The 26,633-nt window shown below is 44.7% G+C and carries 25 protein-coding genes and 1 pseudogene; 12 read left to right on the plus strand and 14 right to left on the minus strand.

Annotation, left to right across the window (positions count from 1 at the left end; all coding sequences use genetic code 11):
- Positions 1–186 precede the first annotated feature (186 nt).
- Positions 187–828: pseudogene (locus MJ612_RS09835) on the plus strand (DUF4238 domain-containing protein); the annotation flags it as partial.
- A gap of 78 nt (positions 829–906) precedes the next feature.
- Here MJ612_RS09835 and MJ612_RS09840 read toward each other — a convergent pair.
- From MJ612_RS09840 to MJ612_RS09870, 7 genes are all read right to left on the minus strand, one after another.
- Positions 907–2,208 carry a sensor histidine kinase gene (locus tag MJ612_RS09840; protein WP_187033307.1) on the minus strand — a complete coding sequence of 434 codons (1,302 nt, stop codon included), beginning with the start codon at positions 2,206–2,208 and terminating at the stop codon, positions 907–909.
- Complete coding sequence (locus MJ612_RS09845; protein ID WP_187033308.1) at positions 2,192–3,571, minus strand: sigma-54-dependent transcriptional regulator; 1,380 nt, start codon at positions 3,569–3,571, stop codon at positions 2,192–2,194. Before MJ612_RS09845 ends, MJ612_RS09840 begins: the two co-directional genes overlap by 17 nt.
- 126 nt (positions 3,572–3,697) lie before the next feature.
- The gene (locus tag MJ612_RS09850) at positions 3,698–4,879 is read right to left on the minus strand and encodes an ABC transporter permease (protein WP_187033309.1); all 1,182 of its coding nucleotides are present in this window, start codon (positions 4,877–4,879) and stop codon (positions 3,698–3,700) included.
- The gene (locus MJ612_RS09855) at positions 4,876–6,117 is read right to left on the minus strand and encodes an ABC transporter permease (protein WP_187033310.1); all 1,242 of its coding nucleotides are present in this window, start codon (positions 6,115–6,117) and stop codon (positions 4,876–4,878) included. The genes MJ612_RS09850 and MJ612_RS09855 overlap by 4 nt, the downstream gene beginning before the upstream one ends.
- Positions 6,118–6,121: 4 nt before the next feature.
- Positions 6,122–6,820, minus strand: coding sequence for an ABC transporter ATP-binding protein (locus MJ612_RS09860; protein ID WP_187033311.1), 699 nt, complete (start codon positions 6,818–6,820; stop codon positions 6,122–6,124).
- A gap of 26 nt (positions 6,821–6,846) precedes the next feature.
- Positions 6,847–8,325 (minus strand): TolC family protein, encoded by a 1,479-nt coding sequence (locus MJ612_RS09865; RefSeq protein WP_187033312.1) that lies wholly within the window; start codon positions 8,323–8,325, stop codon positions 6,847–6,849.
- A 39-nt stretch (positions 8,326–8,364) separates the two neighbouring features.
- Complete coding sequence (locus tag MJ612_RS09870) at positions 8,365–9,609, minus strand: efflux RND transporter periplasmic adaptor subunit (RefSeq protein ID WP_187033313.1); 1,245 nt, start codon at positions 9,607–9,609, stop codon at positions 8,365–8,367.
- Between the two features lie 379 nt (positions 9,610–9,988).
- Here MJ612_RS09870 and MJ612_RS09875 point away from each other — a divergent pair, with 379 nt between their 5' ends.
- The 4 genes from MJ612_RS09875 (at position 9,989) to MJ612_RS09890 (ending at position 14,493) form a co-directional block, all read left to right on the plus strand.
- On the plus strand, positions 9,989–10,288 hold the full coding sequence (locus tag MJ612_RS09875; RefSeq protein WP_187033314.1) for a hypothetical protein: 300 nt from the start codon (positions 9,989–9,991) through the stop codon (positions 10,286–10,288).
- A gap of 94 nt (positions 10,289–10,382) precedes the next feature.
- Positions 10,383–10,886, plus strand: coding sequence for a hypothetical protein (locus tag MJ612_RS09880; protein ID WP_187033315.1), 504 nt, complete (start codon positions 10,383–10,385; stop codon positions 10,884–10,886).
- 366 nt (positions 10,887–11,252) lie between these two features.
- A complete protein-coding gene (locus MJ612_RS09885; protein ID WP_187033316.1) occupies positions 11,253–12,845 on the plus strand; it encodes a hypothetical protein in 1,593 nt (530 codons plus the stop codon).
- Positions 12,820–14,493, plus strand: a complete 1,674-nt coding sequence (locus MJ612_RS09890; RefSeq protein ID WP_187033317.1) for a hypothetical protein — start codon at positions 12,820–12,822, stop codon at positions 14,491–14,493. Before MJ612_RS09885 ends, MJ612_RS09890 begins: the two co-directional genes overlap by 26 nt.
- 76 nt (positions 14,494–14,569) lie before the next feature.
- Here the strand turns inward: MJ612_RS09890 and MJ612_RS09895 are convergent, their stop codons facing one another.
- The 6 genes from MJ612_RS09895 to MJ612_RS09920 form a co-directional block, all read right to left on the minus strand.
- The gene (locus tag MJ612_RS09895; protein ID WP_187033318.1) at positions 14,570–14,926 is read right to left on the minus strand and encodes a hypothetical protein; all 357 of its coding nucleotides are present in this window, start codon (positions 14,924–14,926) and stop codon (positions 14,570–14,572) included.
- Positions 14,927–15,028: 102 nt separating this feature from the next.
- The gene (locus tag MJ612_RS09900) at positions 15,029–15,781 is read right to left on the minus strand and encodes an SDR family NAD(P)-dependent oxidoreductase (protein ID WP_187033319.1); all 753 of its coding nucleotides are present in this window, start codon (positions 15,779–15,781) and stop codon (positions 15,029–15,031) included.
- 7 nt (positions 15,782–15,788) lie between these two features.
- Complete coding sequence (gene porT, locus MJ612_RS09905; RefSeq protein WP_187033320.1) at positions 15,789–16,559, minus strand: type IX secretion/gliding motility protein PorT/SprT; 771 nt, start codon at positions 16,557–16,559, stop codon at positions 15,789–15,791.
- Positions 16,508–17,230: a bifunctional demethylmenaquinone methyltransferase/2-methoxy-6-polyprenyl-1,4-benzoquinol methylase UbiE gene (gene ubiE / locus MJ612_RS09910; protein ID WP_187033321.1), complete on the minus strand. Its 723-nt coding sequence runs from the start codon at positions 17,228–17,230 to the stop codon at positions 16,508–16,510. The genes porT and ubiE overlap by 52 nt, the downstream gene beginning before the upstream one ends.
- 133 nt (positions 17,231–17,363) lie before the next feature.
- Positions 17,364–19,316 (minus strand): OmpA family protein, encoded by a 1,953-nt coding sequence (locus tag MJ612_RS09915; protein WP_187033322.1) that lies wholly within the window; start codon positions 19,314–19,316, stop codon positions 17,364–17,366.
- A gap of 373 nt (positions 19,317–19,689) precedes the next feature.
- Positions 19,690–20,982: a tetratricopeptide repeat protein gene (locus MJ612_RS09920; protein ID WP_187033323.1), complete on the minus strand. Its 1,293-nt coding sequence runs from the start codon at positions 20,980–20,982 to the stop codon at positions 19,690–19,692.
- Positions 20,983–21,092: 110 nt separating this feature from the next.
- On the opposite strand from MJ612_RS09920, the gene yihA reads away from it, so the two are divergent.
- From yihA to MJ612_RS09940, 4 genes are all read left to right on the plus strand, one after another.
- Positions 21,093–21,695 carry a ribosome biogenesis GTP-binding protein YihA/YsxC gene (gene yihA, locus MJ612_RS09925; protein WP_187033324.1) on the plus strand — a complete coding sequence of 201 codons (603 nt, stop codon included), beginning with the start codon at positions 21,093–21,095 and terminating at the stop codon, positions 21,693–21,695.
- 37 nt (positions 21,696–21,732) lie between these two features.
- Positions 21,733–22,137, plus strand: a complete 405-nt coding sequence (locus MJ612_RS09930) for an energy transducer TonB (RefSeq protein ID WP_187033325.1) — start codon at positions 21,733–21,735, stop codon at positions 22,135–22,137.
- A gap of 21 nt (positions 22,138–22,158) precedes the next feature.
- Entirely contained in the window at positions 22,159–22,632 is a 474-nt protein-coding gene (locus MJ612_RS09935; RefSeq protein ID WP_187033326.1) for a DUF5606 family protein, read from the plus strand.
- A gap of 63 nt (positions 22,633–22,695) precedes the next feature.
- A complete protein-coding gene (locus MJ612_RS09940) occupies positions 22,696–23,007 on the plus strand; it encodes a hypothetical protein (RefSeq protein ID WP_187033327.1) in 312 nt (103 codons plus the stop codon).
- 9 nt (positions 23,008–23,016) lie between these two features.
- On the opposite strand, the gene fbp is transcribed toward MJ612_RS09940, so the two are convergent.
- Entirely contained in the window at positions 23,017–24,021 is a 1,005-nt protein-coding gene (fbp, locus tag MJ612_RS09945; protein WP_187033328.1) for a class 1 fructose-bisphosphatase, read from the minus strand.
- A 100-nt stretch (positions 24,022–24,121) separates the two neighbouring features.
- Between fbp and MJ612_RS09950 the strand changes: the two genes are divergently transcribed.
- The 3 genes from MJ612_RS09950 to MJ612_RS09960 all read left to right on the plus strand — a co-directional run bounded on the left by MJ612_RS09950 (position 24,122) and on the right by MJ612_RS09960 (position 26,607).
- Positions 24,122–25,381: an aspartate kinase gene (locus MJ612_RS09950; protein ID WP_187033329.1), complete on the plus strand. Its 1,260-nt coding sequence runs from the start codon at positions 24,122–24,124 to the stop codon at positions 25,379–25,381.
- A 206-nt stretch (positions 25,382–25,587) separates the two neighbouring features.
- Positions 25,588–25,743: a hypothetical protein gene (locus MJ612_RS09955; protein ID WP_187033330.1), complete on the plus strand. Its 156-nt coding sequence runs from the start codon at positions 25,588–25,590 to the stop codon at positions 25,741–25,743.
- A gap of 90 nt (positions 25,744–25,833) precedes the next feature.
- Positions 25,834–26,607, plus strand: coding sequence for an enoyl-CoA hydratase-related protein (locus MJ612_RS09960; protein WP_187033331.1), 774 nt, complete (start codon positions 25,834–25,836; stop codon positions 26,605–26,607).
- Positions 26,608–26,633: the final 26 nt, after the last annotated feature.

Raw genomic sequence — 26,633 nt, forward strand, 5'->3', positions numbered from 1 at the left:
TCATTATGCTCCTCAATCATTACTCCGCAAATGGCAGACATTTGAAGGAAACAGGTGGGGTGTACATGTCTATGATCTCATAAAAAACAAGTATAGCTTCTCCTGTTCATCTGGAAGTGGGGCTTTTTCTTTTGCTAGTAAAAATTACCTTTATGTCCCTGAAGTTGGAGGAGCAAGAAAACTAATGTTGAAGATTGGTTTAGTGGGATTGAATCTACATTGGCATCAGCTATAAATAGAATTGAGAAGGAAGATCAAGCTCCGCTTTTCAGAGAGACTGCAGATTTAATGAAGTTCATTTTTGCGATTATTTCATTCAAACATAGAAATGAATATAATCTTAACAATATCACAAAAAAGCTTGATGGTGATAAGGAACTTCAGTTTAAAGTCTCAGGTATACCAAATAGAGACTTAAATCTTATTGTCTTGGAAAACATGATTAATGCTTGTTATGAAGACTTTCATGAATACTCTCAATTTGAGCTAATTATATTTTCAACATCGAATGATAAGAGCCTTATTTACTGTGATCGACCCTTTATCGAAAATGTAGTAGATGGATATAGTTTTCTGCCATTAACAAATAAAAAGTTTATAGCTATAAGGCCAAGCCTCTATCAATCTACTTATACACGTGAAAAAAGTGGTGACCAATTCACGGATTCATTAAATTCTGCAATCGCAGGTCAATCGAGATATTGGATTCTGGCTGACAGTAGAGAGCTCTTGGAGAATTACATAGAAGAAGCTAAAAGTAGTTGTGCTGAGATTGAACCTGTTTATAAGCCTGTTAAATATTTGAGAGAAGGTAAGACATTAAAATAACTTCATACGAACACCTGTGTACCTCATACACTTGCTGCTCTTTGTACAAGTCTTCCCCAGCAATCAGTAAAAACACCCCTAAAACCTAACCATAAACGTAGTTAATCCCTTCTCCTGATCACTCTCCAGCGAAAACGGGAAACCGTGGTTTACCAGTATCTCCCGCACCATTGTTAAGCCTATACCTTGTCCGTATTCTTTAGTGCTGAAGAAGGGTGTGAACAGTGAAGCTCTTATATTTTCAGGGATGCCGGAGCCAGTATCTGTAATAGTAAGCTGGGCTGGGTTTGTCTGTGTATTTATAGTTATCTCCCCGCTCTCTCCTATCGCTTCCATCGCATTTTTTAGCACATTGAGTAATACTTGTTCCATCTGCTGCTGATCCAGAAGTATAATCAATGGTTGCGATGCTAACTGGAGTTTACAACAGATGCTGCGGCGCTGGAACTCTGGTTGCATCAGCAGGGCAAGGTTACGGAGCATTTCGTGCAAATCAGTTCGTACCTTTTTAGGCTGCGGTATGCGCACCACATTAGCGAAGTTGGCCATAAAGCGGCTCAGGTTGGTATTTCGGTCGATGGCTACCTGCAGGGCATTATCAAAGTCTTCGCGGTGGTCTGTGGCAAGTTGCGGGGCATAATACTGCAGCGAACCAAGTATAGAATTTACCGCACCCGCCGAATTATTCACCTCATGCGACATCATCCGGATCACCTTTTCGTAAGCCTGCCGCTCGTTCTGAAGTATAGCTTCGGTCAGTTCCTCAATCAATACAAAGTAATGCTGAAAGCCTCGGTCCAGGAAATGTGCGCGATGGCAGCGATACGTACGGATGCCATTTACCCGGAACGTAATGGAGCTGCCTGTTTGAAGCTGTGTAAGCTGCTCTGCCCATACTTTCGGTAACTGGCTTACGTGTTTGCCGATAAGATTAGACGCTGGTTGCTGTAAGTATAGTTCAGCAGCAGGGTTTATGTGTTCTACCTGGTTATCAAAGCCTAGTAAAATAATACCAGCCGGAGATGCCTGAATGAGTTTTTCGAGAAAGTAATGCTTTTCGGCCTGGGCTACACGCTCGTGCCGAAGCTGGTCTATCATGCGGTTATACACGTTTATCAGCTCGTCCAGCTCCTTCTGCCCCACTCCCATAAACTTTGTCGAGAAGTCTTTGTCCTTGATAGACTGGATACCGGCACGAATAAGGCTGAGCGGCTTAAAAAAAGTACTGTATAGTTGCGCCGTGATAAAGATGGAAACAAGTATAAGCACCTCCATCCCCAGGAACAGGTATACATTCTCCTTCAGCAGGAAATACGCCATTACCGCAAGCAGCACATGTATAACCGTGGCAAAAAGTATAAACTTAGTCCTGAGGCTCATACGGGATGTTAAACTTCTCGAGGCGGCGGTAAAGGGCAGCCCGGCTCAGGCCAAGTGCACGGGCTACTTTACTGATGTTGTTATGATAATGGTCCATCGACTTCCGAATCATGCTGGCTTCCATCTCGTCTAAGGTCATGGCGCCTACGGCTGGCAGGGCTTTGTCGGCAGGTTTAGCGGCGCTGCGTTGTGCCTGGGCCTGAAAATCTTCTGCTTCCAGCACATCGTTATCGCTTACCAGCACGGTACGTTCTACCAGGTTTTTCAGCTCCCGAATGTTGCCCGGCAATGCCTGTTCTTTCAGCCACTGCAATGCACTTTTGCTTATACTTAACTCTGGCCGGTTATATACTTTCTTCAGATTTCCCAGGAAGTACTGCACCAGCAACGGTATGTCATCGGCACGCTCGCGCAGCGATGGCAGCTTAACTGTGATCAGGTTGATGCGGTAAAAAAGGTCTTCCCGGAATTTGCCTTCGGCTACCATTTCTTCGAGGTTGCGGTTAGTAGCGCATACCACGCGTATATCAAGTTTACGTGAACGGCTGTCGCCAAGCACTTCGTAGGTACGGTCCTGTAGTACGCGCAGCAGTTTTACCTGGCTGTTCATGTCCAGTTCACCTATCTCATCCAAGAAAATAGTGCCTTTGTTTGCCATCTCAAAACGACCTACTCTATCGCCTTTGGCATCGGTAAAAGCGCCGCGTTTATGGCCAAACATCTCACTCTCAAACAGACTGGCTGAAATACCACCCAAGTTAACTTTAACAAATGGCTGGTTACGGCGCGGGCTGTTCTGGTGTATGGCTTCGGCTATCAGCTCTTTACCGGTTCCGCTTTGGCCTTCTATTAAAACAGAAGCATCGGTAGCAGCTATCTGGCCTATCTTTTTGAGTACTTTCAGCAGGTCCGGGTCCTGACCTACAATGTTGCCGAAGTTATACTGCTGATCAAGTTTTTTGCGTGTCAGGGCTTCATCAGAAATTTTGCTCTGCTCCGACAGACTGAGCGCCGTACAAACAGATTGCAGCAGGTACTCATTGCTCCAAGGCTTTGTGATAAAATCGGCAGCACCCAGGCGCATACCTTCCACTGCAAGGCTGATAGAACCCCAACCCGTGATAAGTATAGCCGGAAGGTTTGGATATTGTTTCTTGAACTGTTCAAGCAACAGTAAACCATCATGGCCTGTGGTTTCAATAGAAAAGTTCATGTCCATGATCACCAGCTGAAAAGGGTGCTGCTCCGCCAACTGAAGCGCTTCTTTAGGAGAGGCTGCTTCTTTGGTTTTATAGCCATTCTGTTTCAGCATCAGGCTAAGCGAGGCCCGCACAGCAACATCATCGTCAACAATCAGGATCATGGAATTAAAACAGATTTGTAAGTATAAAGATAGCTGATAATATATAGCTGAACATACACCAACCGGAATTTATAGCTGCAAACTGTTTCACTGCTATAAACTCCGGCTAGGGTATGTCAGGGTATGTTAATCTTCGTGCAAGGCAATGGCCGGATGTATCGCCGCTGCTTGGCGGCTTGGATAAAGTGCACAAATGGTTGTTAGCACGTAAATAAGAACTACAGCCCCGGCAAGTGCTATAAAGTATACTTCTGACTCCACATCAAATACCTGCAGTAAAGGAAACTGGACAGCGAACAACACACCGAAAATCAGTCCGAATGTTGCCAGTACCAACACTTCCCCGATAAACTGGCGATAGATTTGCCCGGAAGCAGCACCAAGTGCGCGGCGAAGTCCAATCTCGCTGTTGCGGCGGCTAATGTTGTACCACAACACTCCAAAAAGTCCGAGCGCTACATTCAGTATCAGGAAGCCACAAACCAGGCCCAGCGCGATCATCGGAACCAGGGTAAGTTTGGATTTATTCTGCCGCATTTTTTCAAGCGTTGCAACTTCCATCGTCCATTCTTTGCCAATGCCGGAGATCTCTTTTACCATCTTCTCTTCGAAATCTATGCCTGTGCCAGGCTTTACCCGGATCAGCAGTTCGTTCTCATATTTATCAGGATTCTTTTGAAGGTTGATGCGGGTAAAAACCGCCGGAAATTCAGCAGCATACTCACTGCCTGCACGGAAGTAATCGGTTACGCCCACCACCTGGTAAGTAGTCGTATCATTTACATGAATTACTTTACCAACAGGGTCCTCCTCGCCAAACAGGCCCTGCTGAAATGCCTTGTTTATCACGATCGGCTCGTGATGAGAGGCATTATCTGAGGCGCTGAACCAGCGGCCCTTACTTACCTGCAGCTGCATTACATCCTTATACTCATCCTGCACTTCATAAACATCTGACTCAATGCGCTTTATTTTGCCATATGAGAAGTCGTTATTCATCCGGCTGAAAGAAAACGGGGCATTGCTTGACGTAAAAGACGCCTGCTCTACCTGCGGAAAAGCACGCACACGTTGAATCACCTGTTCCACTATCTGCCGATTTTGGGCAGTTGAATCTGTACTTGGGCGCATGGTCAGCAGCCATACATTTTCGTGCTTAAAACCCAGTGGTTTAGTATAGTTGCTCACATTGTACACAATGAAGCTCAGCACCCCGAACAGCACCAGGAAGCAAAAGAATATTTCGGTGATCAGCAGGAAGTTACTCTTCTTCCGGTTCCAGATCAGTTTAAACAAGTGGCGTATCATTTCGAACCTCCTTTCAGTGCCTCTACGGCTTGTAAGCGTGACATTTTATAGGCCGGGTAAACACCGGAAATCAATCCAAACACAAGGCAAAGCAGCATACCAATACCGAACACCCGCAGGTTAAGACCCAGGTTTGCGTATACAATCATGCCGCTGTCGTTGATGAGCCAGAGCACGCCTGCCGATAATAGCAAGCCCAGCAAACCACCAAGCAACGTCAGGAAAATGTTCTCGATTATGAACTGCCCGATGATGGTGGAAGAAGAGGCGCCAAAAGCTTTGCGCACCCCGATCTCTGAAGAACGCTCCATAATGCGGCTGATGTTGATGCTGACCAAGTTGATGGTAGGCAGCAGCATGAACAGCAGGATCAGCACTGTTAATATCCCGTAAAGTATACCAATTCCGGTTTCTTGACCCTGACCTAAAAAGGTGCGGGCAAAGCTTTCGAGAAAAGTATCCGGGAAAGAGAAAAGTTTTGAGCCTTTTGTTGGTTGCTGGCGCTCCACTTCCTGCATCATAGCCGCATACTCCGCTTTTATTTCAGGTATATCGGATGCCTCACGCGCCTTGATAGTAGCAAAGTAAGTACCTCTCAGCCCTGGTTTGGAAAAGTCCTGGCTCTTAAGTGAAACCGGCACCCACACATCAGCATAAGACTGCACGCGCAACACCGGCACGTTCTCCACTACCCCAACAACTTTATACTTTACCTGGTCTACAACAATGTACTTGCCTATGGCCTCTGCCTTTCCGAAATACTGCTCGCGGGTGTTCTGGTTGATTACAGCAACTCTGTTGGCGCTCTTTACATCCTGTTGGGTATAAGCATTGCCCTCCAAAAAATTAAAGTCGAGTATGTCCCAGAACTCACGGTCTGTATACTTAATATCGATTGCCAATTTGCGGTTGTTGATGTAGCTGTTCACTTGAAAAGGCATGGAGTTGATGGATACCTTTTCGGGTGTCTTCATGGTGCGTACGTGGCGGTCAAAGAAACTGTAGCTGGCGGGCCCGCTGTTCGTATAGCCCTCTTTTACCTGCTCGCGAATCTGGTTAACAAACAGGATACGGTCCGTTTCACGCTCCGGCATTTGAGGCCCAAAGGTATGGTCAAAAAGGGAGGTCGCCACCATCAGCACCATCAGGGTAAAGCTGATGCCGAAGAGACTGATGAAGGTAAAGAACTTGCGACGCAAGAGCACCTTCCAGGCAATTTTAAAATAATTCTTTAGCATGGCTCTACGCGTTTTGGTAGTCAAATACTTTTGAGTCTGATACCTGCTGCCCATCGAAGAAGCGAACCAGGCGCTCTGTTTTATGCGCCATGTTCTCGTCGTGCGTTACCATAACTATAGTTGTTCCATCCAGCCGGTTCAGGTCCAGCAGAATGTTCATTACTTCCTCTCCCATCACTGAGTCCAGGTTACCAGTAGGCTCATCGGCAAGTATAATTTCCGGATTACCAACCAGTGCACGGGCAATGGCCACTCGCTGGCGCTGCCCACCTGACAGCTGATTCGGAAAATGTTTTGTGCGGGCGCTAAGGCCTACTTTCTCTAAAGCAGCTTTGGCTCTTTTGGTGCGCTCCGAACCCGAAATACCACTACGATACAGCAATGGCAGCTCTACATTGTCTAACACGCTCAGGTCGTTTACAAGGTGGTAGCTCTGGAATACAAAACCGATCTTTTCGTTGCGGATGTGTGCCAGTTCTTTATCCTTGTAAGTCTTGATAGGCTGACCATCTATAGTTACAATGCCAGAAGTAGGTATATCCAGCAAGCCCATAATGTTAAGTAAGGTTGATTTTCCGCAGCCCGATGGCCCCATAATAGAAAGGAACTCCCCTTTTGGTACTGTCAGGTTTACGTTCTGCAAAGCCACCGTTTCGATGGATTTGGTCTGGTAAACTTTTTCGATGTCTGATAGCGTGATCATAGTTTTAAATTTATGTCTTTTGTGAGTCAGTTTTTATAGTTAGTGTTTATCTCTGATACAATCGGTTGATGTTTTTCAAAATCATAAAGTGTTAACTGCCTTAAACTATAGTGTGCTGCCCAAAACTGGCTGAGCGAAGAAATGTAAGCGCGGCGAGCCTGATCTTTTTCCGCTAAGGCAATGTTCAGGTCTGTAATGCTGATGCGGCCAACTATAAAAATGTTCTTCGTGATCTCGTAGCGCTCCTGTGCAATGGCATCGGCATCGGCAGTGGTAGCAAGTCTGCGTTTTAAGGTAATGTACTGGTTTGCCTGCGCCAGCACAGCCTGCTCAAAAGTAGCTTCTTCCTGAGCTATGGTATGCTGCACCAGTTGCCTGTTCAGGTCAGCCACTTTATAGCTGGAGCGTTGCCGGCCCCAATCCATAAGCGGCATACTAAAACCTACCCTGGCCCGCTGCAGGTTTTCAGGCTGCAGGTACACATCCGTAAAGTTGTTCGCACTGTTCGACAACCCGAAGGTGGCAAAAACATTCATGTTCAATCCATTGTCGCCTTTGGCTTTGGCAACTATACTTTCGGCTTCCAGTAACCTGCGTTTAAAACTAATTTCCTCTTTTCGGTTCTTCTTTGCTTCCGCCAGGGCCATCTCCGCTGATACTACAGCTTCAGGAATGGCATCAGGTATAGTTAATTGCAAAGCGTCAGTATCTTTTAAGCCTACAAATGTTTTCAGGGCTAGTGTGGCATTCTGTTCATCCAGTGTTGCCTGGTCCTGATCAAGGGTAGCATTAAGCACCGCCAGGCGAAGTTGTAGCAGGTCGTTTTTAGAAAGGCGGCCCAGTTTATACTTCTCTTCTGCTATCTGGTACAGCGTATCGTTGTTAGCTAAATTCTGGATGGCAATGCGTTGGTTTACCTGCGCCAGCAAAAGGTCAAAGTACAGCTTGGTCGCTTCTACCGCTATGTCTTCCTTGTCCTCCAGGTACTGGCGCTGCGACTCCTGGTAACGCAACGGCTCTACTTTTTTAGCCCAGGCAAAAGGGTTGTAGGCAAACAGCGGCTGCTCCACGCCAATTATAGCCGGGTTACCGTTGTAGCGTGTAATGTCTCGGTCAAAATCGTCGAAACGCTGCATCAGCGATGTTACAAAAATGCTACCGCCGGTTGGGCCAATTAACTGGCGAAGCGTAAGGCCGGCATCGGCATTGTTGATAGTTACCGGTTTAAAATCTGTGGTACCGTCAGGCTGGATAACTGGTGTGTAGGTGCTGCTGAAATCTGCTAATGTACCGTTCATGCTCAGTTGCGGGCGGTAATCCGATTTGTAGCTGCGCCATTGCCAATAACTGCTTTCCTGGCTTACTTCGGCCTGCTTTGCTGCTGCAGACTGCTGTTGTGCCAATGTAATAACCTCCTGCAAACCTAAAGTTCGGGCGGGCTGGGCTATACTTTGTGCACAACAGAGCAGCAATACAAACACTAAACAGGTATAAATACTTTTCATAGATTTATTTTATACTTCGGTAGCTTTATTGATCTTAACCTACTTTATCTTTAGCTTCTGCACGTGCTCGTACTCCTTCATATCCGAGATCACGATCACATCGCCGGGCTGCACACCATTTTCCAGTTCCACAAAATCCACGTTACTCACGCCAACAGTTACTTCTTTTTTAATGGCCGCATCGCCCTGCACCACGAACACATGCTGCCCGGAATAATTAGTGAAGTATGGCCCGTTCTTTACCCGTAGCACATCGCTCCTGGAGGCTGTATTTACATACACATCGGCACGCAGGCTTGGGCGAAGTAACTGGTGGGCCTTATCCTGAAGCGCTACATAAAATGTGACAATGCCATTTGTAACAGTTGGCTCTACAGATGAAATAGTACCTTGTAAGTCTATCTCGTTAATGCGAACGGTGGCGCTGCTGCCTACCTTCAGCTGATCGGCATAAGTATCGGAAATGGTAGCTTTAATTTTATAGCTGCTGAGATCGGCAAGGCGGGCAATTACATCTCCTGCATTTACAGTGCTGCCTGTTTCGTTCTTTACCCAGGTTATCACTCCTTTATGCGTGGCCCTCACTTCGGCCTGTTCCATTTTGCGCTGCAGCTCTTCTATCGATCTGCCCTGCATCGCCAATGTATAACCCAGCTCCTGCTCGTCGGCTTTCAGTAGCTCGCGCTCGGTAGCCATGTCGTGTTGTATCTCGGTCAGTTCCTGCTGCGCTATTTTCAGATTCAGTTCTGCCTGCTTCACGCTTTCCTGGGTGGTGCCGCCAATTTTAAGCAGGTACTTTTCGTCTTCCAGCTGTGCCTGCAGGCTTTTTACTTTAAGTTGCTTTATGGCTAACTGCGATGCCAGGTTGTTCAGTGTTTTGCGAAGGTTTAGGCGCAGTTGCACGCTTTTATGCTGGTTCAGCTGCTGTTCGTCTTTCAGTTTATCGTAAGCCAATTGGGTAAAGGCCCTGTCGAGTAGCAGGATCTGGTCGCCGGGTTTAACGTGCTCTCCTGCTTTTAACAACACCTGCTCTATGCGCGCCTGTATCGGGCTGGTTATTACTAGTTCCTGCTCGGGCACCACCACTCCAGAAGCTGAAATAGTTGCCACAACCGGCCCACGCTCTACCACGGCCGTGCGCAGCACCTCATGGCTGATAGAGGGCGTGATCAGCGTCCGGAAACCCAGAACAGCAAAAACCAGAACGGCTAGTGCAATACCGATCTGCCAGTAGCGTCTGCGTTTGTTTGCTTGTTTTGTAGTGGCTGATAATTCGCGATCCATAGTTTTTTAAGTACTTATCACGAGAGCTATAGCCAACTTAAATGCCAGTTTTACATATTATTGATTTACAGGAAATTACACCAAAGGTTTATACTTTTTGAGCACTATAAGGTGTTCAATACTGAACAGGTGTGTTCAGTTTTAAGAGCTGTTTTTGAATGGTAACGAAAAGTATAGCTGAGGCTGAAATTGCAAGTATAAACTATAGTTGTTATACTTTACTTTTACTATATTACAGGAGCAAGCCAACCTATAGTTTTGCCTGATGCAAGAGTATAAGTCGGACTACGTATATAGTGCAGATAAGCGTATGTTGTGGATTATCTGGCAGTTGGCGGTAACTTTAAGTACAGAAAGAATTAAATAAAAGTATTTGTAAATGGGTTGGACAGTAATCTTGGAAGACTACAGGGGAAATGAAATAAAGAAGCTCTCCAAAGAGTTTACACCTACTTCATTTGCTCATCTTGAATCTGATAAGTTCAAGACTCTAAGGTATATTGACCCTTATGACGATACCACATTTAACTCTATTATGTGCAAGGAGTTGGTTTCTGACCTTAAAGAACTGTGGAAGGACGAATCAGCAGATGTAAGAAAACAGATAGAAGAGATACTTGAGTTAATATCTGCATGTATGGACGAGCCGCATACTTATGTGAAGTTCTATGGCGATTAAGAATAACTTCCGCCAACAATGTACACAAGTTACTCTCGGCTTCGCCTCAATCACCTTATGTACCAGCCGTTGCATGGCATTAATTGGATAGAACTTGAATATTGAAATAGATAACAAGGAGGTCATTCCATTAAGAGACTTTAAGTTGACTTGGAGATGGGAGAAAACTCATAACCCTGAAATCACTGAAACCGAGAAAGTACAGATAGAACCAGTTAGCGAAGCAGAATCAAAGAGGCTTAATAAGATTATTGACTTCTTTGAAAAGGAAGACAATTTGAATATGAGTTTTATTCCAACTGATTGGATAAGTGCAAGCTCTGAAAATAATGAGAAAATTGAGCAGTTCCGAAGCAAACTTACCTCAATCATTGAGCAATGGGATGAAAGAGTAATTGTAACATGGGACAGAACAACAACCCTTAGAACTTCTAAAGAAATCTTTCTTAAATATTGGGATGACTTCTGCTACCCTAGTTCAGATGACGTGACAATTATTTCAGAGAAAACGAATTGGGTAATGTTTTATAATCATATTGGAATTGCAAAAATCTGGACTAAAGAAAAAAACGAACACACAACAAAACCTATAAGTTAGCTACGCTAGCTTACAACAGAGAATTTAGCGGCTAGTTTAACAAAGCAAATAATTAGCTGCTGAATCAACAATTTCTATATGCTACCTAAAATAAATAAAATGACTGTGGTTAACACTTATCAGGTTACAGAAGGTATTATAAATGATCTACAGAACTTTAAGTTTGCCCAGCACGATATTCAGTAGCGTTTTGATTACAACCCAGTAATATCTTTTCTTCAGATAGGTAAAGTATTCTATTATAGTCAGATTAATTTAACATTCCCTGGCCCCTATAAACTTCAGCCCGGTTATAGTTTAGCTTCACTTGTAAACATTATATCTGATTTACGTTAGATAGTGGCAAGATTATATTCTTGACTACCTATGAAACTGATATACCTGCAAGCATTGCTTGCATTGATAACTATAAGTATAAGCGGGTGCGCCCGGAAGAATTTTTACGCTAAGACCCCCGTCACTGATCCTGCTGTTTACAAGCAACTAGAGCAAAACCCACAGGCATTTGATAGTGTAACCGTACAGGCAGGAAAGCATTACAAACGTGGTTTTGTACACAGGCTTTTCTGGGGTACACATTATCGTCCGGTATGGGTGGCTCCTGTTACGCTTCCGGTTCTGGACTTGAAAAAGGAAAAAGGCGGGCTTAAGTTTGAGAAACTCGGCGGTGGTTTCCAGACCACCAGCATGACCCTTACCGACAGCACAGGCTTTACTTATGCACTTCGCTCCCTGGATAAAGACCCGATAAGCGTGGTACCTGGCATCTGGCGCAAAACCTTTGTAGCTAATATTCTCCGCGATCAGACATCAGCCATAAACCCTTACAGCTCTCTGGTAGTGGCTCCGTTGGCAAAGGCTGCCGACATTCCGCATTCTACCCCAAAGCTGTTTTACGTTACTCCCAACAATACCGCATTCGGAGAGCATGCCAAACGCTTCAGCGATAACGTATTTATGCTAGAAGAAAAGTATGATGGCAAAGAAGCCATTACGCCTGCCCTGGGCAATGCCGAAGATATAGTTGGCTCAGGTAATATGCTTCACAAGCGCTTTGAAGAAGACGACCATTTTATAGACCATCAGGCATTTGCCAAAGCCCGCCTCCTGGACCTGCTCATAAACGACTGGGACCGGCACGAAGGCCAATGGGACTGGGCAGTGTATAAAAAAGGCACCAACACTATTTACCGCCCTATCCCAAAAGACCGCGACAATGTTTTTTACCGTTTCCAGGATGGCATCATCCCCTGGATATTCAGCCGCAACTGGGCCATCCGTAAATTCGAGTCTTTTGATGATGATTACAACGATGTGTATGCTTTAACAATGAACTCTAAATTTCTGGATCAACGGGCACTGGCACAGGTTACACGGCAGCAGTTCGATTCGGTAGCAGTATTGTTGCAAAATGCGCTTACAGATGAGGTGATCGAAAATGCTGCAAAACAGTTTCCGGAGGAAGTATACAAACAGGAAGGCGAAACTACAGCCCGGAAGCTAAAAAGCCGCCGCGACAAATTACGAGAAGCAGCTGCAGAGTTTTACGAGATCTTAGCAAAAGCTCCCTTAGTTGTTGGCACCGACGAAGAAGATGAATTTGAAATAAAGCGCCTGAACAACGATGAAACACTGGTAACTATAACCCGCAAATCTGATGATGTGGTAACTTACCGCCGCACTTTTTACCGGAATGAAACAGATGAGATCAGGATTTATGGCCTTGCCGGTGACGATAAGTTTAAAGTAAGCGGTGAAGCAGACAGAGGTACAAAAGTGGTTATAGTGGGCGGCATGGGCGAAGATGAAATAAAAGACAAGTCTAAGGTAAAGAGCGGAGGCAAGAAGACATGGGTATACGACACAAAACGTGGTACTGAAATAGAAGCTGGCCCCGAAACCAAAGACAAAACAACACGCGATATAAGAGTACATGCGTTTGACAGAGAAGGATTCTGATTTGGAGCGTACACCAAGTATAATTCTACAGATGCAGTACTTACCTAAACTACTGGTGGGTATACTTTGCTTGGCATTTGCTGGTAGTTGCCAGCGTTACCCGCATACAGTTAAGCAGGTACCGGAAGCGCCTGCAAACGCAGCCTTAGTTACTAACTATACCGACAGCACTATACTACTGCCGGCAGGGGCACACTATAAGCGAGGGGCAATTCACACCTTCTTTTATGGCAAACACTACCGCCCGGCCTGGTATACCCCTATTAAGGTAAAGGTGCTTGATATAGGCACTGTAAATGGTGGATTAACACCCTTACAAATGGGAGGAAGTCGCCAGACCATAACCCTGAGGGCTGCAGCAGCAAACGGCACCGAATATGTATTGCGCTCAGTAGATAAAGAACCGGCTGGTGCTTTGTCACCCAAGTGGCAGAAAAGTTATGTAGCAAATATTGCCCGGGATGCTACTGCTGCCACACACCCTTATGCCGCACTGGCTTTACCGGGCATGGCCAAGGCTATTGGCATTTACCATACTACCCCGGAGCTATACTACGTGCCCCACGACCCCAGGCTTGGCAAGTATGCCGAAACTATAGGTGGCACCATGGTGCTACTGGAGCGACGCCCGGTTGGTAACCAGCAGGATAACCCGGATATGGGCAATGCGGAAAAGGTAAAAAGCAGCCGTTCTATGCTAACGGAGCGCTTGTCCGACAACGATACAAAAGTAGATGCCCGTAACTACCTGCGTGCCCGGCTTTTTGATATGCTGATCGGTGACTGGAGCCGACACGAAGACAACTGGCGCTGGGCGGAACTAGAGCCTGAAGAGAAAGCCTATACTTACCGCCCCATTCCCCGCGATCGTGATAATGTTTTTTATAAGCTGCATGATGCACCCATTCCCTGGCTCACACATCGTTTAAAGTATAAACCACATTTCAGAACGTACTATAAGCGGGTTGGTAACCTAAAAAAACTAAACTATAATGCCCGTAATTTAGATGCCCTTCTGCTTTCTGAACTGGAGCTGAAAGATTGGGAAGAGATTGCAGACAGCGTAAAAGTAGCTCTTACAGATGAAGTTATCGAGCAGTCCTTTAAAGCGATGCCTGATACGATACATCAATTAACAGCTGGCCCCATCATCTCCAAGCTTAAGGCTCACCGTAACAACATTCTTGAAACCGCCCGGGATTACTATGCTATACTTGCGGAAGAGGCGATTGTAGTTGGCACTGATAAACACGAGCAGTTTATAGTTAAAGCTTTAAACAAAGATGAAGTACAGGTACAGGTATATAAACTGACCAAAGACGCAGAAGTAAAAAATCTGTTGTTCGAACGTACTTACAAATCAAGCCACACAGACAAACTTATACTTTATGGTTTGAGCGGCGATGATCGTTTTGTACTGCAGGGCGTTGCACCACCTGGTATTAAGATCAGTATTTGGGGTGGCGACGGAGAAGACACTTATACTTCAGATTCAGAAAAGAGTGCAGGCAATAAAATCTGTATCATAGACAGTACCTATGGCAACAACTTTGTGACCGGGGACCGTGTTAAATTAAAACTGGATGATAATATACGGGCTAAAGATTTTTCAGGAGCCGGCTTTTTACTCCACTTCTACCTGGACTAACTATATCTGTATAATTGGATAAACAAAAAGAGCCGCACCAGATCAGGTGCGGCTCTTTTTGTTTCTAGCTTGTCAATCAGCGTGTTTTCTTATTTGTGTTCTGTCCGCTGTCGCTGCCGCTTCGGTTGTTAGGATCTTTAGCACTCTTAAGTCCCTGCCCCTGCTGTTGGCTGGCTGTTGCTCTTGTTCCGCCCTGACCCGTATCTACAGCACCTTTAGAGTTAGCTGTATTAGAGTCAGGTTGATTTAAATCGGCACTTCGACTATCTGTATTACGCTGCGAAGTATCTGTTCTGCTGATGTTTTGTCCTTTGGGCTGGTTCTGGTTGCCTTCCTGCTGTTTTCTTAGCTGTTCCTGGCTGCCACGCGGTTCCATGTTGCCTTCGCCCTGCTGGTTCTTATTTGTATTCGGATTGTTTCCTTGGTTTTTCATAGCTTGGAAATTTAAATTCTAAAAGTAAAAAGGGTGCCTGTAATTTTTACAGGCACCCTTTAAAGTACGACCATTCCCGTAGCGGGTTTATATCTTACAGCATTATAGTTGCTTGTTCACCACCGTAGCCGATGCCTGTGCTGTCGGAAGTATAAGCACTTCAGCCAGGTTTACGTGTGGCGGGCGTGTAACTATAAATGAGATCAGTTCAGCTACATCTTCAGCTTGTAAGGGTTGATATCCCTGGTAAACACTGGCAGCACGTTCCTTATCTCCTTTAAAGCGAACCTCTGAAAATTCCGTTTCAACCAGCCCCGGGTTAACTTCCGATACTTTTATACCTGTCTGCACCAGGTCGATGCGCATAGCCTTGGAAAGAGCATCCACCGCAAATTTTGAGGCACAATACACATTACCATTAGCGTACACTTCCTTACCCGCAATAGAGCCGATGTTGATGATATGGCCTCTGCCTTGTTGCTGCATTAACGGAATTACTGCGTTGCTTACGTAAAGCAAGCCTTTTACATTGATATCCAGCATCGCGTCCCAATCTTCCAGTGAGCCTTCATGAAACGGAGACAGCCCATGCGCATTACCTGCATTGTTTACCAGTACATCTATCTGCTGCCATTCCGGTGGCAAAGAGGCAATAGCATACTGCACAGCTTCTTTACTGCGTACATCAAATAATAGAGGCAGCACAGTGGTTATACCTGCCAATTCCTGCTGCAGTTCTTCCAGGCGCTCTTTACGGCGACCTGTGGCAATAATACGGAAACCTTGCTTTGCCAGCGCAACAGCTGTAGCGCGGCCTATACCGGATGTAGCCCCGGTTACAAGTGCGATCTTCATTGGTGAGTTATTCAAAGAAAAGGATAAGCGATATGTTATGGTTTGTCTGCTTCTGCAGCAAGCGGCTATACTCGCTTTGCGTTAACTTGTGCTGGTTAATAAGGCCATGCGAAAAACGTATCTCTGGTGCAAACTTAAAGAACGGGTAGAACATGTCTACACCAAATCCATACTCCAACGCCAGGTCAAATTTTTCAACAGCCAGCCCTTTGTCCGGGTTCTCGTCGCTTTTGCCGCTGCCCAGGTCTATGCCCGGCTTTATACCACCAACCAGATACATACGTGCATTTGATCGGCGCTTCGCTTTATACTTCAGCAGTAAGGGCAGTTCTACCATAGTAGAGCTAATTGTTTTATCAACAGTCTGTACTTCGCCTGTCTCCTGTGGCATATTGGTAAACTCGATCTTACGGCTGTAAAACCCTACTCCAGGTACAAAGCGTGCATCCAGGTAATCAGCAAGGCGCACATTGAGCACCAGGCCGGTGTAAAAGCCCGGACTGAATTTAGCGTTTACTGTTATAACCCCGCCACCTGATGGATCAGTTGCCAATTGATCGGCATACTCCTGCGAATGCTGTATACTATACCTTGTTAAGGGCGCTGCCAGATAAAATCCGTAATGTATGGGTTTGTTATCGTAGTCGGCTTTGTTAAGCGTGTTGATCTTTTTCTGGGCCTGCGCTGCCGGGGCAGCAACAAGTATAGCCAGTAAAACAAACAGGGTTATTTTCGTCCGGTGTAGATAGAGCTTATGCCAAATGTAAGAGAATGCCATTTTGTAGATTTAAAACCAACCTTTTCATAGATGTTAAGAAATGCGCGCCCGTCCGGGAAAGCCTGCACCGACTCGGGCAGATACGTATAAGCGGCATTGTCCTTAGAAACGAACTTACCTATCATAGGTAGTATATTTCGGGAATAAAAATGGTACAATTGTTTCATCGGGAAGCTGCGTGGGTTAGAGAACTCTAGCACCACGGCCATGCCGCCCGGTTTAAGTACCCGGTACATTTCCGATAATCCTTTTTCAAGGTTCTCGAAGTTGCGCACACCAAAGGCTACGGTAATTGCATCAAAGGAGTTATCAGCAAAAGGTAGATTTTCAGAATCACCGTAAAGCAATTCTATTTTATTTGTCAGTCCTTTTTTAATTAATTTCTCACGGCCTACTGCCAGCATTCCTTCAGAAATATCCACCCCAGTAATTTTATCCGGGTTCAGGCGCAGGGTCTCAATAGCAAAATCGGCGGTGCCGGTGGCAATATCCAGTACCTGTTTCGGCTTAATGGGCTCCAGCATGCTTACGGCCTTTTTACGCCAGATGATGTCGATGCCAGCGCTCAGGAAGTGGTTCAGGAAATCGTATTTGCCGGCAATGTTGTTAAACATCTTCGCTACCTGCGATTTCTTGTCTCCGTTCTGGTCTTTATAAGGTACTACTGCCATAGTTACAATTAAAAGTATTCAGGCAAAAATACGCTACCTATACTTATAATACACTGTTTATATAAAAAAACAGGCCGGGTATATGCCCGGCCTGTTCTGTTATACTTCAGTTTATAGTTTAAAGCACTATAAATTATGGATTTGTCTGGTCAGCTCTAGGTATCACTCTGAACTCAGTTCTTCTGTTAAGCTGCATGTTTTCAGCAGATGTGTTTGGTACTGCAGGTCTGCGCTCGCCATAAGTTACAGTTACTAAACGTCTTTCAGAAATACCTTTGCTCTTCAGGTAATCATAAGCTGCATTAGCACGGTTCTCACCAAGTCTCAGGTTATACTCATCGCTGGCACGAGAGTCGCAGTGGCCTTCTATACTTACGTTAACCAGTGGGTTTGCTTTCAGGTAAGCAACTACTCTATCCAGTTCATTTACTGATTCCGGACGCAGGTTATACTCATCTGTATCGAAATAAATTGGCTTCATACCTGCAATAACGCCGGCACGTGTAGCAGTTGTATCAACGTAGTCGATGTAGAAGTTACGAACTATAGTAGTTGTATCGTTCAATGACATTGGCACTTCCAGTTCTTCTGTTGTGATCTGCTTACCATCTTTGGAAACCTGCACCTGGAAATTACGACCAGACAGAACATCTACCTGGTAGTAACCTGAGTCAGGTCTTGTTATATCGCGGTAAGAAATAGGGCGCTTATCAGCTGCCAGACCATTAAAGATCAGTTCTATACCTGGCAAAGCCGTGCTATCTACTTTAGAGAACACCTGGCCCTGCACGCGCACATTACGGATATAGTTGATCGTATAGATATCTTTCTCGCCGTAGCCACCAATTCTGTAAGACGACAGGTACGCGTAGCTACCATCCGGGCTTAAGCGGTAATAAGTATCATCATCTGGTGTGTTTACTGGGGCACCCATGTTAACAGGTTTCGCCCATCTTCTTGCAACTGAGTCATACTTAGAGGCAAAGATGTCGTAACCACCCATTGTGTTGTGGCCTGTAGAAGCAAAGTATAATGTACCGTTATCAGCAAAGTAAGGGCTGTCATCATCAAACGGTGTATTTATAGTACTACCAATGCTTCTTGGCGCTGCCCAGCTACCATCCTTGTTACGCTTAGCTACATAAATATCTAAGTCGCCGTTTTCTGAATAAGCACTTGTAGAGAAGAATAATGTCTGGCCATCTTTTGAAATGAAGGCATCAGATTCATAATCCTTTGTGTTTACTTTATCGCTGATGCTTTTTGGAGCACCCCATGTGCCATCCGCCTGACGCTCAGCTACCATTATATCACCGTTGTTATCGGCTCGGTAAAGCAACAGTTTAGTATCATTGTCAAAAAGCTGGATTGAGGCATCGTGACCTGTGCTGTTCAGAGCACCAGGTACTCTTTTAGTTGGAGCCCATTCATCTTCGCCGGTGCGGGTAGTTTCGAAAATATCTTCATAATATTCGCCATCCTGTGCTGGTGTACCACCGGTTGCTTCAGAGCTACGGGAAGTATAAAGCAGGTAGTTATCATCAGAAGAAATAACAGGGCTGTGCTCAGAGTAAGCTGAGTTAACAACACCTCCTAAATTCTTCACGAAAATATCTTTCGGGTTAGCCACTTCACGTTTAGCATTTCGCGCATGTTGTATCAGCATGGCAAGCTCTTCACGGCGCTCTTCATCACGACGACGAAGCTCTTTCTGCGCTGCCTGGAAGTGCTCAATTGCACTATCGAAACGGTAGTTGATGTGGTCTGCGCGGCCCAGCCAGTATTCCAGATCACGGTCTACGTTTGGCTTAACCTTTTGAGCGCGGTACAGGTAGTCTGCCGCTTTCTCTTTATCGAAGGTCATGTAGCTGATACCGGCATAATACAGTGCATCTGCATTGTTGGGATCATTGGCCAGTACCTGCTCATAAAAAGGAACGGCTGCACGATAGTTTTCTTTTGCGAAGAGTTTGTTTCCACTCCGAATCAGCTTTCTGTTGCTTTGTGCAGAAGCTGAAACAGCTAGCAGGCACAACAGGGCTAACAGCAAAGAAAATCGTGAAAACGATTTGGCTAATTGATTCATGTTGTAAAGGTTTGTTATACTTTTTGTTGGTTTGACTGGGTGTAAATTCGATAAGCGTTAGAAGGCGTAGTTCACCTTATATTTCGCATCTATACGAGCAATATTAAAATTGGTATATGTAAGTATATATTTATTTTACGCTTGCTAAAGATGACTTTAGTAAAGTATAGCCGGTGTTGTAACTCCTTATAAAGTATACGTAAAACAGCTAACAATTATAATATTACTTATAAACAATTGAATTAAGGCAAATATATAAAAAATATAGTATTTATATATGTTCAACTTTTGATTTGAAAAAAACAAAAAAACTGCCGACCTGGATTTAAGTCGGCAGTTACAGTATTTTGTTTGATTTAAATTATTGAGAGGCTTATTTCAGGAACAGTATCTGGTAAATATCCAGTGCGCCCATCCCATCAGGCCTGTCAGACGAAAAATAAGCTGACTGGCGGTTACGGTCTAATGTAAAGTATAAGTCATCGTGCGGCGAGTTGATCGGGAAACCAACATTTTGTACTTGCTGCCACGCGCCATCCAGCATCACAGCTTTAAAAATATCATATCCCCCCATGGTGTTATGCCCGCGCGAACTGAAGTATAATGTTTTGGTAGTAGCATCTACAAAGGCGGCATCTTCATCGTAAGGGGTGTTTATACTTGCGCCAAGGTTTATAGCTGCACTCCACGTTCCGTCCGGGAAGCGCTGGCTAACATACAGGTCAAGGCCGCCATAACCGCCTGGTCTGTCGCTGGAGAAGAAGGCAAATTCACCACTTTCAGTAATATGCACCGATGTTTCGTTTGCCAGCTGACTTAATGGTATAGGCATTGGCTTTGGGTTTACCCATGCTCCTTTTGCCTGGTCAAAACTACGGAGACCTTCTGCTGCTGCATAAGTATAAAGCTGGTTTCCGTTAGGAGAGATCGTTACAATTGAATGTCCCATTTTAGTATTGGTAGCCGGCAGAAATTCTTTTGATGCCTTCCACTCTCCTTTTACTTTTCTGGATATTCGAATCTGTTCAGGTCCTTCAGGCGCTTCGTGTGCTGTAAAAAGCAATGTAGAATCATTGCCTGTAAGTATAGGCACGAACTCTACTTCTTTTGAATTTATGGCCGCACCTAAGTTAACCACCTGGGCAACAGATGGCTGGGCTAACAAGGCCTGACCCGCATTACATTCTTCTAAACGCTTGCGTATTACTTCTACATAATTCCAGTCAGCGCGGCCGGTACTGTAAATCTCCTGCTGGTAGAATTTCTTCGCTTCCTCAAACTCATAGTTCTGGTGCAGGGCCTCAGCCAGGTTCACGATCACCTTCTCCCCGAAACGCGGATCCAGTTCAAAAACCTTAGCTAAGCAGAGTTTGGCTTTACGTGGCTCACGCATCTCCAGGTAACTTATTCCCAGCCTGTACATAGCCTGAAGGTTTTCAGGTTCTTTCTCCAGCACTTTCTGGTACCATTCTGCGGCTTCAGCAAAATCAGCTTTTGCATAAGCTTTGTCTGCCCGACGCATAGAGTTATCAGGATCAGGCATGGTCATACTGCTGCAAACAATTACAATCAGCAAAAACAAGGCTGCAGGCTTAAGACTATACCGTTTTATATGTTTTGGCGTTATACCTGCAACGCTCCACCAAGTAGAGGGTGAATACTTCATGTTTGGCAAATTAAATGTACCTTTGTTATCGCTTAAGTTAACGAAATTATACTTGCGTAAACTGCTATATTACAAATTTCAGTTATTCGCAGCAAATAAGAAGCATCAGAATGGTAATTAAGGAAGCAAAATTTTTAATGAGTAATACCCGCGTGGAAGAATGTCCTGCGCCTGACAAGCCGGAATATGCCTTTATAGGGCGTTCTAATGTAGGTAAGTCTTCGTTAATAAATATGCTTACTGAGCAGAAAGGGCTTGCTAAAACATCTGCATCGCCAGGTAAAACACAGCTCATAAATCACTTTCTGATAAACGACAACTGGTACTTAGTAGATTTGCCAGGGTATGGTTACGCTAAAGTAAGCAAGGGCTCACGCGACGACTGGCGCAAGATGATCAACTATTATTTCCAGAAACGTGAGAACCTGACTTGTGTATTTGTGCTTATTGACTCGCGGCATGAGCCGATGAAAACAGACCTTGATTTTATTAACCACTTGGGCCAATTGGGAGTACCATTTGTTCTTGTTTTTACGAAAGCTGATAAGCAGTCATCTGTAAAGACAGACTCAACCATAGCTGCCTACAAGCGTACATTGCTGCAAACCTGGGATGAACTTCCCCGCATTTTTGTTACCTCATCTGAGAAAAGAATAGGCCGTGACGAATTGCTTACATTTATAGATGAAGTAAATGCACAGGTGCAGCAATAACCCGGTTTAAAGTTGAAATTTTTAATCTTAATCCCTTATGAAAACTAAATTTTCGTTTTTGTTTCTTTTATTTGCCTTCGTGGCAATAACGGCTTCGGCCCAGACAGCATCTTCGCCAGCACAGAAAACCGAGAAGCCAGCTTACTGGATACCTGATAATGTGCTGCCGGCAGCGGAGCATTACGAAGGCGGCAAAGAAGCTATGTATGAGTTCATCGGCAAAGAAGTAAAGTACCCGGCTCTTGCTAAACGCAACCGCGTGCAGGGCGACTGCATTATTGGGTTCACGATAAATGAAGATGGCTCAACTTCGGGTTTTAAAGTACTGCGCAACGCAGGTGCCGGCACTGGCGAAGAAGCAATGCGTGTAGCTAAGTTGCTTAAATTTAAAGCTCCAGGCTATGCCCTTAATGTGAGTATACCTATTAAGTTTAAACTATAATACAACGATTTATTCCTTACTATGCCTATTGACTTAAGACAAGTTGCAGCCATTTCCGGCATGAACGGACTTTACCGTGTGGTAGCTCCTACCCGCACCGGCGTAATTGTTGAATCTTTATCAGAGAAGCCGCAGCGCCTGGTTGCGCAGGCACGTCAGCGTATGTCTTTGCTGGATGAGATCTCTATTTATACTACAGATGAGGAAACAACTGTGCCCCTGGCAGAGGTATTTGACCGCATCAATGAAAAGTTTGGCGATAACCTGCCATTAAGCGAGAAGCCAGCAGACCATGAGTACAAAGCCTTTATGGAAGAAGTACTGCCTGACTTTGACGAAGAGCGCGTTTATGTTTCGGACATGAAGAAGCTGGCGAACTGGTATAAGATCGTAAAACAACATATCGGTTTTAAAGCCGCTGAAAAAGCTGAAACGGAAGCTACTGATGCGCAACCAGAGGCAGAAGAAGGAAAGAAAGCAAAGAAGAAAAAATAATTACCTATTAAAAAGGCCTTCTGAGATCAGAAGGCCTTTTTGTTTTTATTCATCCTTATAACAATGGAGTACGCAGCAGTTATACTTTCAGGGGCCACGCAGCAATTGCAGAAACTGTTTGGAACAGAAACATTACAGCATACCCATAACCTGCAGGACCTGCAGCAAAAATTAGCGCAGGCCGTGTTATACTTACTCCAAAAAGACCTGAACCGCCTGCTCAATATACTTTACCGGATTGATGTAGATGAGCGAAAAGTAAAGCAGGCTATGCTGGCACCAACCGAAGAGGAAGTAGCAGACCACATAGCCCAAATAATAATAAAGCGGGAACTGCAAAAGGCGCAGACCCGCTTTATCTATCGTTCTAATTAAAAGCTAAGCTTATACAGCTACTTCGCTTTTCATAAACTCTTCTACTTTATCAACCATCTCAGCAGAACCAATTACTAACGGGCAACGCTGATGCAGCTCTGTTGGCTCAATCTCCATGATACGGCGGCTACCATCTGTTGCCTTACCTCCTGCCTGCTCTACTATAAATGCCAGTGAGTTACACTCATACATCAGGCGCAGTTTACCATTTGGAGCTTTTGCGGTTGGCGGGTAAATATAGATACCACCTTTAAGCAGGTTACGATGGAAATCAGCTACCAATGAACCGATATAACGGGCAGAATAACCATTCTCCTTGCAATAGTTTAGGTATTGCTTCACTCCTTCCGGGAAACTGTTTACACCACCTTCGTTGCAGGAATAAATGGTACCTGTGGCTGGTGTTTTAATGTCAGGATGCGACAGGAAGAATTCTCCTAATGAAGGATCGTACGTAAAGCCGTTTACGCCATGCCCTGTTGTATAAACCAGCATCGTTGATGATCCATAGATCACATAGCCAGCTGCTACCTGCTGCGTACCATTCTGCAAACAATCCTCTATAGTTCCTTCGCAACCGGTATCAGATTTTCTTCTGTAAATAGAGAAGATTGTGCCGATTGAAACGTTTACATCGATGTTAGAAGATCCATCCAGCGGGTCCATGGCTACAATATATTTGCCTTTGGTATTGCCCGTATGGATTACTTCATCTTCCTCTTCAGAAATAATGGCACATACTTCGCCGCCGTTACGTAGGGCACGCACAAAACGGATATTAGCAATCACATCCAGCTTCTGCTGTTCTTCACCCTGCACATTCTGCTGACCGTAAGCACCAGTTACATCAAGCAGGCCTGCACGGTTAATTTCGCGGTTTACAATTTTAGCTGCCAATGCGATATCGCGCAGCAACTGGGAAAGCTCACCCGTAGCAAACGGGAAGTCTTCCTGTTTTCTCATAATAAACCTGTCAAGTGTGGTTCCTACAGGTAATGCCAGATTAAAGTTCATGATAGAAGAAGTTATTATCTAAATATAGTAGTACAAAAATATCATTTTTTGATTCATAAACGAAGGCTACCTATTTTTACGAGGTATTATCCCTAAATGAATGAAAGTATACAAATTTGGAGGTGCATCCGTTAAGAATGCCGACGCTTTCCGAAATCTGGCTCAGATCGTGCAAAACCATGGTGGCTCCCGCCAGTTACTTATAGTTGTATCGGCTATGGGCAAAACAACCAACGCCCTGGAGCATGTTTTTAATACGGCTTATGCACAACAAGATTACAACCAGGCATTGCAGGAAAGTCAGGATTACCACCAGGAGACCGTACAGGCTTTGTTCCCTGATGCAAGTCACCCTGTATACGAAGAGTTGGAGCACCTGTTCTCTAAATTAGACGCTACGCTTCAAAACCTGAACCGGCAGACTAACTACGATCAGCTGTATGACCAGGTAGTAAGCTTTGGTGAGTTATTAGCCTCCACTATACTTCATCATTTTTTGCAGTTACAGCACCTTACTAACACCTTCATAGACAGCCGCAAGTATATCCAGACTGATACAACCTGGCGCGAAGCCAAAATAGACTGGGACTGGACCGAGCGACTGATAAAGCGTGACCTGCCTGCTATACTGGAACAGCAACTTATAGTTACACAAGGTTTTTTAGGCGGCACCAACAACGGGCTTACCACCACACTTGGCCGTGAAGGTTCAGATTTTAGTGCCGCTATCTTTGCGTATTGCCTGCACGCAGATGCTATGTACATCTGGAAAGATGTGGAAGGCTTACTGAATGCTGATCCTAAATATTTTTCCGATACGGTTCGCTATGCTGAGATATCGTACCAGGAAACGGTAGAAATGGCTTACTATGGGGCATCGGTAATACACCCTAAAACTATAAAGCCACTGGCCAACAGGCTGATCCCGCTTTATGTTAAATCTTTCCTGAACCCAACCGGCGAAGGCACAAAGATCTGCGATTGCAGGTATCAGAAACTGGCACCAGCCTATATTATTAAGGAGAATCAATGCTTAATTTCCTTTAGTGCCAAGGACTTTACTTTTATATCTGAAAAAAACCTGGGTACTATATTTAATGCTTTATCTGAACTGCGACTTAAGATTAACCTGATGCAGAACTCAGCTATCTCTTTCTCTATCTGTACCGATTGTAACGAAGAGCGACTGCAGAAGCTATTGAAAACCCTTCAGGACCAATTTGTAATTCATTATAACACAGGGCTTATACTTTATACCATTAAAAATTACGACACCGAAAGTATAAATAAAGTAGTTGCAAACAAGGAAGTGTTACTGGAACAACGTACCAGAACAACTTTTCAATTTGTTTGTAAATAATTGCATGTATTTTAGATATTACATTTATCTTTACAGATAAAATAGCAGATGATCCTTGTTAAATACTGTAACATTATATAGTCTATACAGTATACATGGTGTCTCATCTCAGCTAAATTATCTGCAGTATGCAACCAGTTGAAAAAATTGATAGGTTATTTTTAACAAAATTACTCTTGCTTTCAGGCTTGCTTTACATAGGCTTTGTGGCAAAGGTACCTCCTTTCCTTAAATCTGCTGAAGCTAGACCACTGGAACAGTTTGCATCGCCCGAAGATGAGCAACACCCCAAACAGATAAAGAAGTTATACTACCGGCTGGTATCCGATCAGGAACAAGAACCGGAAGAGATCGCCATTTAAGATAGATAGCCTGCTACCCCGCAGGCTTTTTTATGGCCTTGCCACAAAAAGCTTTAATTTAGCCGGTACATTAATCAAGATTTTATAACTATGGAATTTATACTTGTTACCCCACAGGCACGTCCACATATTGCCCTTATCCAACTAAACCGCCCAAAAGAACTAAACGCCCTGAACCTGCAACTAATGGGTGAACTGCGCGATGCTTTAAAACAATTGGACGAAGATGAAAGTGTACGTGCTATCATAATAACAGGGAACGAACGTGCTTTTGCAGCAGGTGCCGATATTAAACAAATGGCCGGGAAAACTGCTATTGATATGCTCAACATCGATCAGTTCTCTACCTGGGACCAAATCCGCAAAACAAAAAAACCGATTATAGCAGCCGTTTCAGGATTTGCATTGGGTGGTGGCTGCGAACTGGCTATGACCTGCGACATGATTATTGCTTCGGAGACTGCCATGTTTGGCCAGCCTGAAATTAAGATTGGAGTAATGCCAGGTGCCGGTGGTACACAGCGCCTGACCAAAGCAATAGGTAAAGCCAAAGCAATGGAAATGGTTTTAACCGGTAAGTTTATGCCAGCCGAAGAAGCCGAAAAGCAAGGCCTGATTAACCGTGTGGTACCGGTAGAGCTATACCTGGAAGAAGCTTTTAAACTGGCAGGTGAGATTGCCCAAATGTCGCCGGTGGCGGTGAAACTGGCTAAAGAATCTGTAAATCGTGCTTTTGAAACACAACTGGATGAAGGCTTATACTTTGAGCGTAAGAACTTCTACCTCTGCTTTGCCTCCGAAGACCAGACCGAAGGTATGAATGCTTTTGTTGAAAAGCGCAGACCTGAGTTTAAGGGAAGGTAGGTATAGTTTAGGAGTTAGAGACATAG

The organism is Pontibacter deserti (genome assembly GCF_023630255.1).
Classification (GTDB): domain Bacteria; phylum Bacteroidota; class Bacteroidia; order Cytophagales; family Hymenobacteraceae; genus Pontibacter; species Pontibacter deserti.

What these genes read in the sequence shown, in the direction of transcription:
- MJ612_RS09900 (WP_187033319.1), bottom strand. Translation starts at nt 15,781, where the DNA reads ATGAAGATCGCACTTGTAACCGGGGCTACATCCGGTATAGGCCGCGCT.
- MJ612_RS09865 (WP_187033312.1), bottom strand. Translation starts at nt 8,325, where the DNA reads ATGAAAAGTATTTATACCTGTTTAGTGTTTGTATTGCTGCTCTGTTGT.
- MJ612_RS09855 (WP_187033310.1), bottom strand. Translation starts at nt 6,117, where the DNA reads ATGCTAAAGAATTATTTTAAAATTGCCTGGAAGGTGCTCTTGCGTCGC.
- MJ612_RS09935 (WP_187033326.1), top strand. Translation starts at nt 22,159, where the DNA reads ATGCCTATTGACTTAAGACAAGTTGCAGCCATTTCCGGCATGAACGGA.
- MJ612_RS09950 (WP_187033329.1), top strand. Translation starts at nt 24,122, where the DNA reads ATGAAAGTATACAAATTTGGAGGTGCATCCGTTAAGAATGCCGACGCT.
- yihA (WP_187033324.1), top strand. Translation starts at nt 21,093, where the DNA reads ATGGTAATTAAGGAAGCAAAATTTTTAATGAGTAATACCCGCGTGGAA.
- MJ612_RS09915 (WP_187033322.1), bottom strand. Translation starts at nt 19,316, where the DNA reads ATGAATCAATTAGCCAAATCGTTTTCACGATTTTCTTTGCTGTTAGCC.
- MJ612_RS09920 (WP_187033323.1), bottom strand. Translation starts at nt 20,982, where the DNA reads ATGAAGTATTCACCCTCTACTTGGTGGAGCGTTGCAGGTATAACGCCA.
- MJ612_RS09890 (WP_187033317.1), top strand. Translation starts at nt 12,820, where the DNA reads ATGCGTTTGACAGAGAAGGATTCTGATTTGGAGCGTACACCAAGTATA.
- MJ612_RS09895 (WP_187033318.1), bottom strand. Translation starts at nt 14,926, where the DNA reads ATGAAAAACCAAGGAAACAATCCGAATACAAATAAGAACCAGCAGGGC.
- MJ612_RS09885 (WP_187033316.1), top strand. Translation starts at nt 11,253, where the DNA reads ATGAAACTGATATACCTGCAAGCATTGCTTGCATTGATAACTATAAGT.
- MJ612_RS09875 (WP_187033314.1), top strand. Translation starts at nt 9,989, where the DNA reads ATGGGTTGGACAGTAATCTTGGAAGACTACAGGGGAAATGAAATAAAG.
- MJ612_RS09840 (WP_187033307.1), bottom strand. Translation starts at nt 2,208, where the DNA reads ATGAGCCTCAGGACTAAGTTTATACTTTTTGCCACGGTTATACATGTG.
- porT (WP_187033320.1), bottom strand. Translation starts at nt 16,559, where the DNA reads ATGGCATTCTCTTACATTTGGCATAAGCTCTATCTACACCGGACGAAA.
- MJ612_RS09930 (WP_187033325.1), top strand. Translation starts at nt 21,733, where the DNA reads ATGAAAACTAAATTTTCGTTTTTGTTTCTTTTATTTGCCTTCGTGGCA.
- MJ612_RS09870 (WP_187033313.1), bottom strand. Translation starts at nt 9,609, where the DNA reads ATGGATCGCGAATTATCAGCCACTACAAAACAAGCAAACAAACGCAGA.
- MJ612_RS09845 (WP_187033308.1), bottom strand. Translation starts at nt 3,571, where the DNA reads ATGATCCTGATTGTTGACGATGATGTTGCTGTGCGGGCCTCGCTTAGC.
- MJ612_RS09940 (WP_187033327.1), top strand. Translation starts at nt 22,696, where the DNA reads ATGGAGTACGCAGCAGTTATACTTTCAGGGGCCACGCAGCAATTGCAG.
- fbp (WP_187033328.1), bottom strand. Translation starts at nt 24,021, where the DNA reads ATGAACTTTAATCTGGCATTACCTGTAGGAACCACACTTGACAGGTTT.
- MJ612_RS09850 (WP_187033309.1), bottom strand. Translation starts at nt 4,879, where the DNA reads ATGATACGCCACTTGTTTAAACTGATCTGGAACCGGAAGAAGAGTAAC.
- MJ612_RS09860 (WP_187033311.1), bottom strand. Translation starts at nt 6,820, where the DNA reads ATGATCACGCTATCAGACATCGAAAAAGTTTACCAGACCAAATCCATC.
- MJ612_RS09960 (WP_187033331.1), top strand. Translation starts at nt 25,834, where the DNA reads ATGGAATTTATACTTGTTACCCCACAGGCACGTCCACATATTGCCCTT.
- ubiE (WP_187033321.1), bottom strand. Translation starts at nt 17,230, where the DNA reads ATGGCAGTAGTACCTTATAAAGACCAGAACGGAGACAAGAAATCGCAG.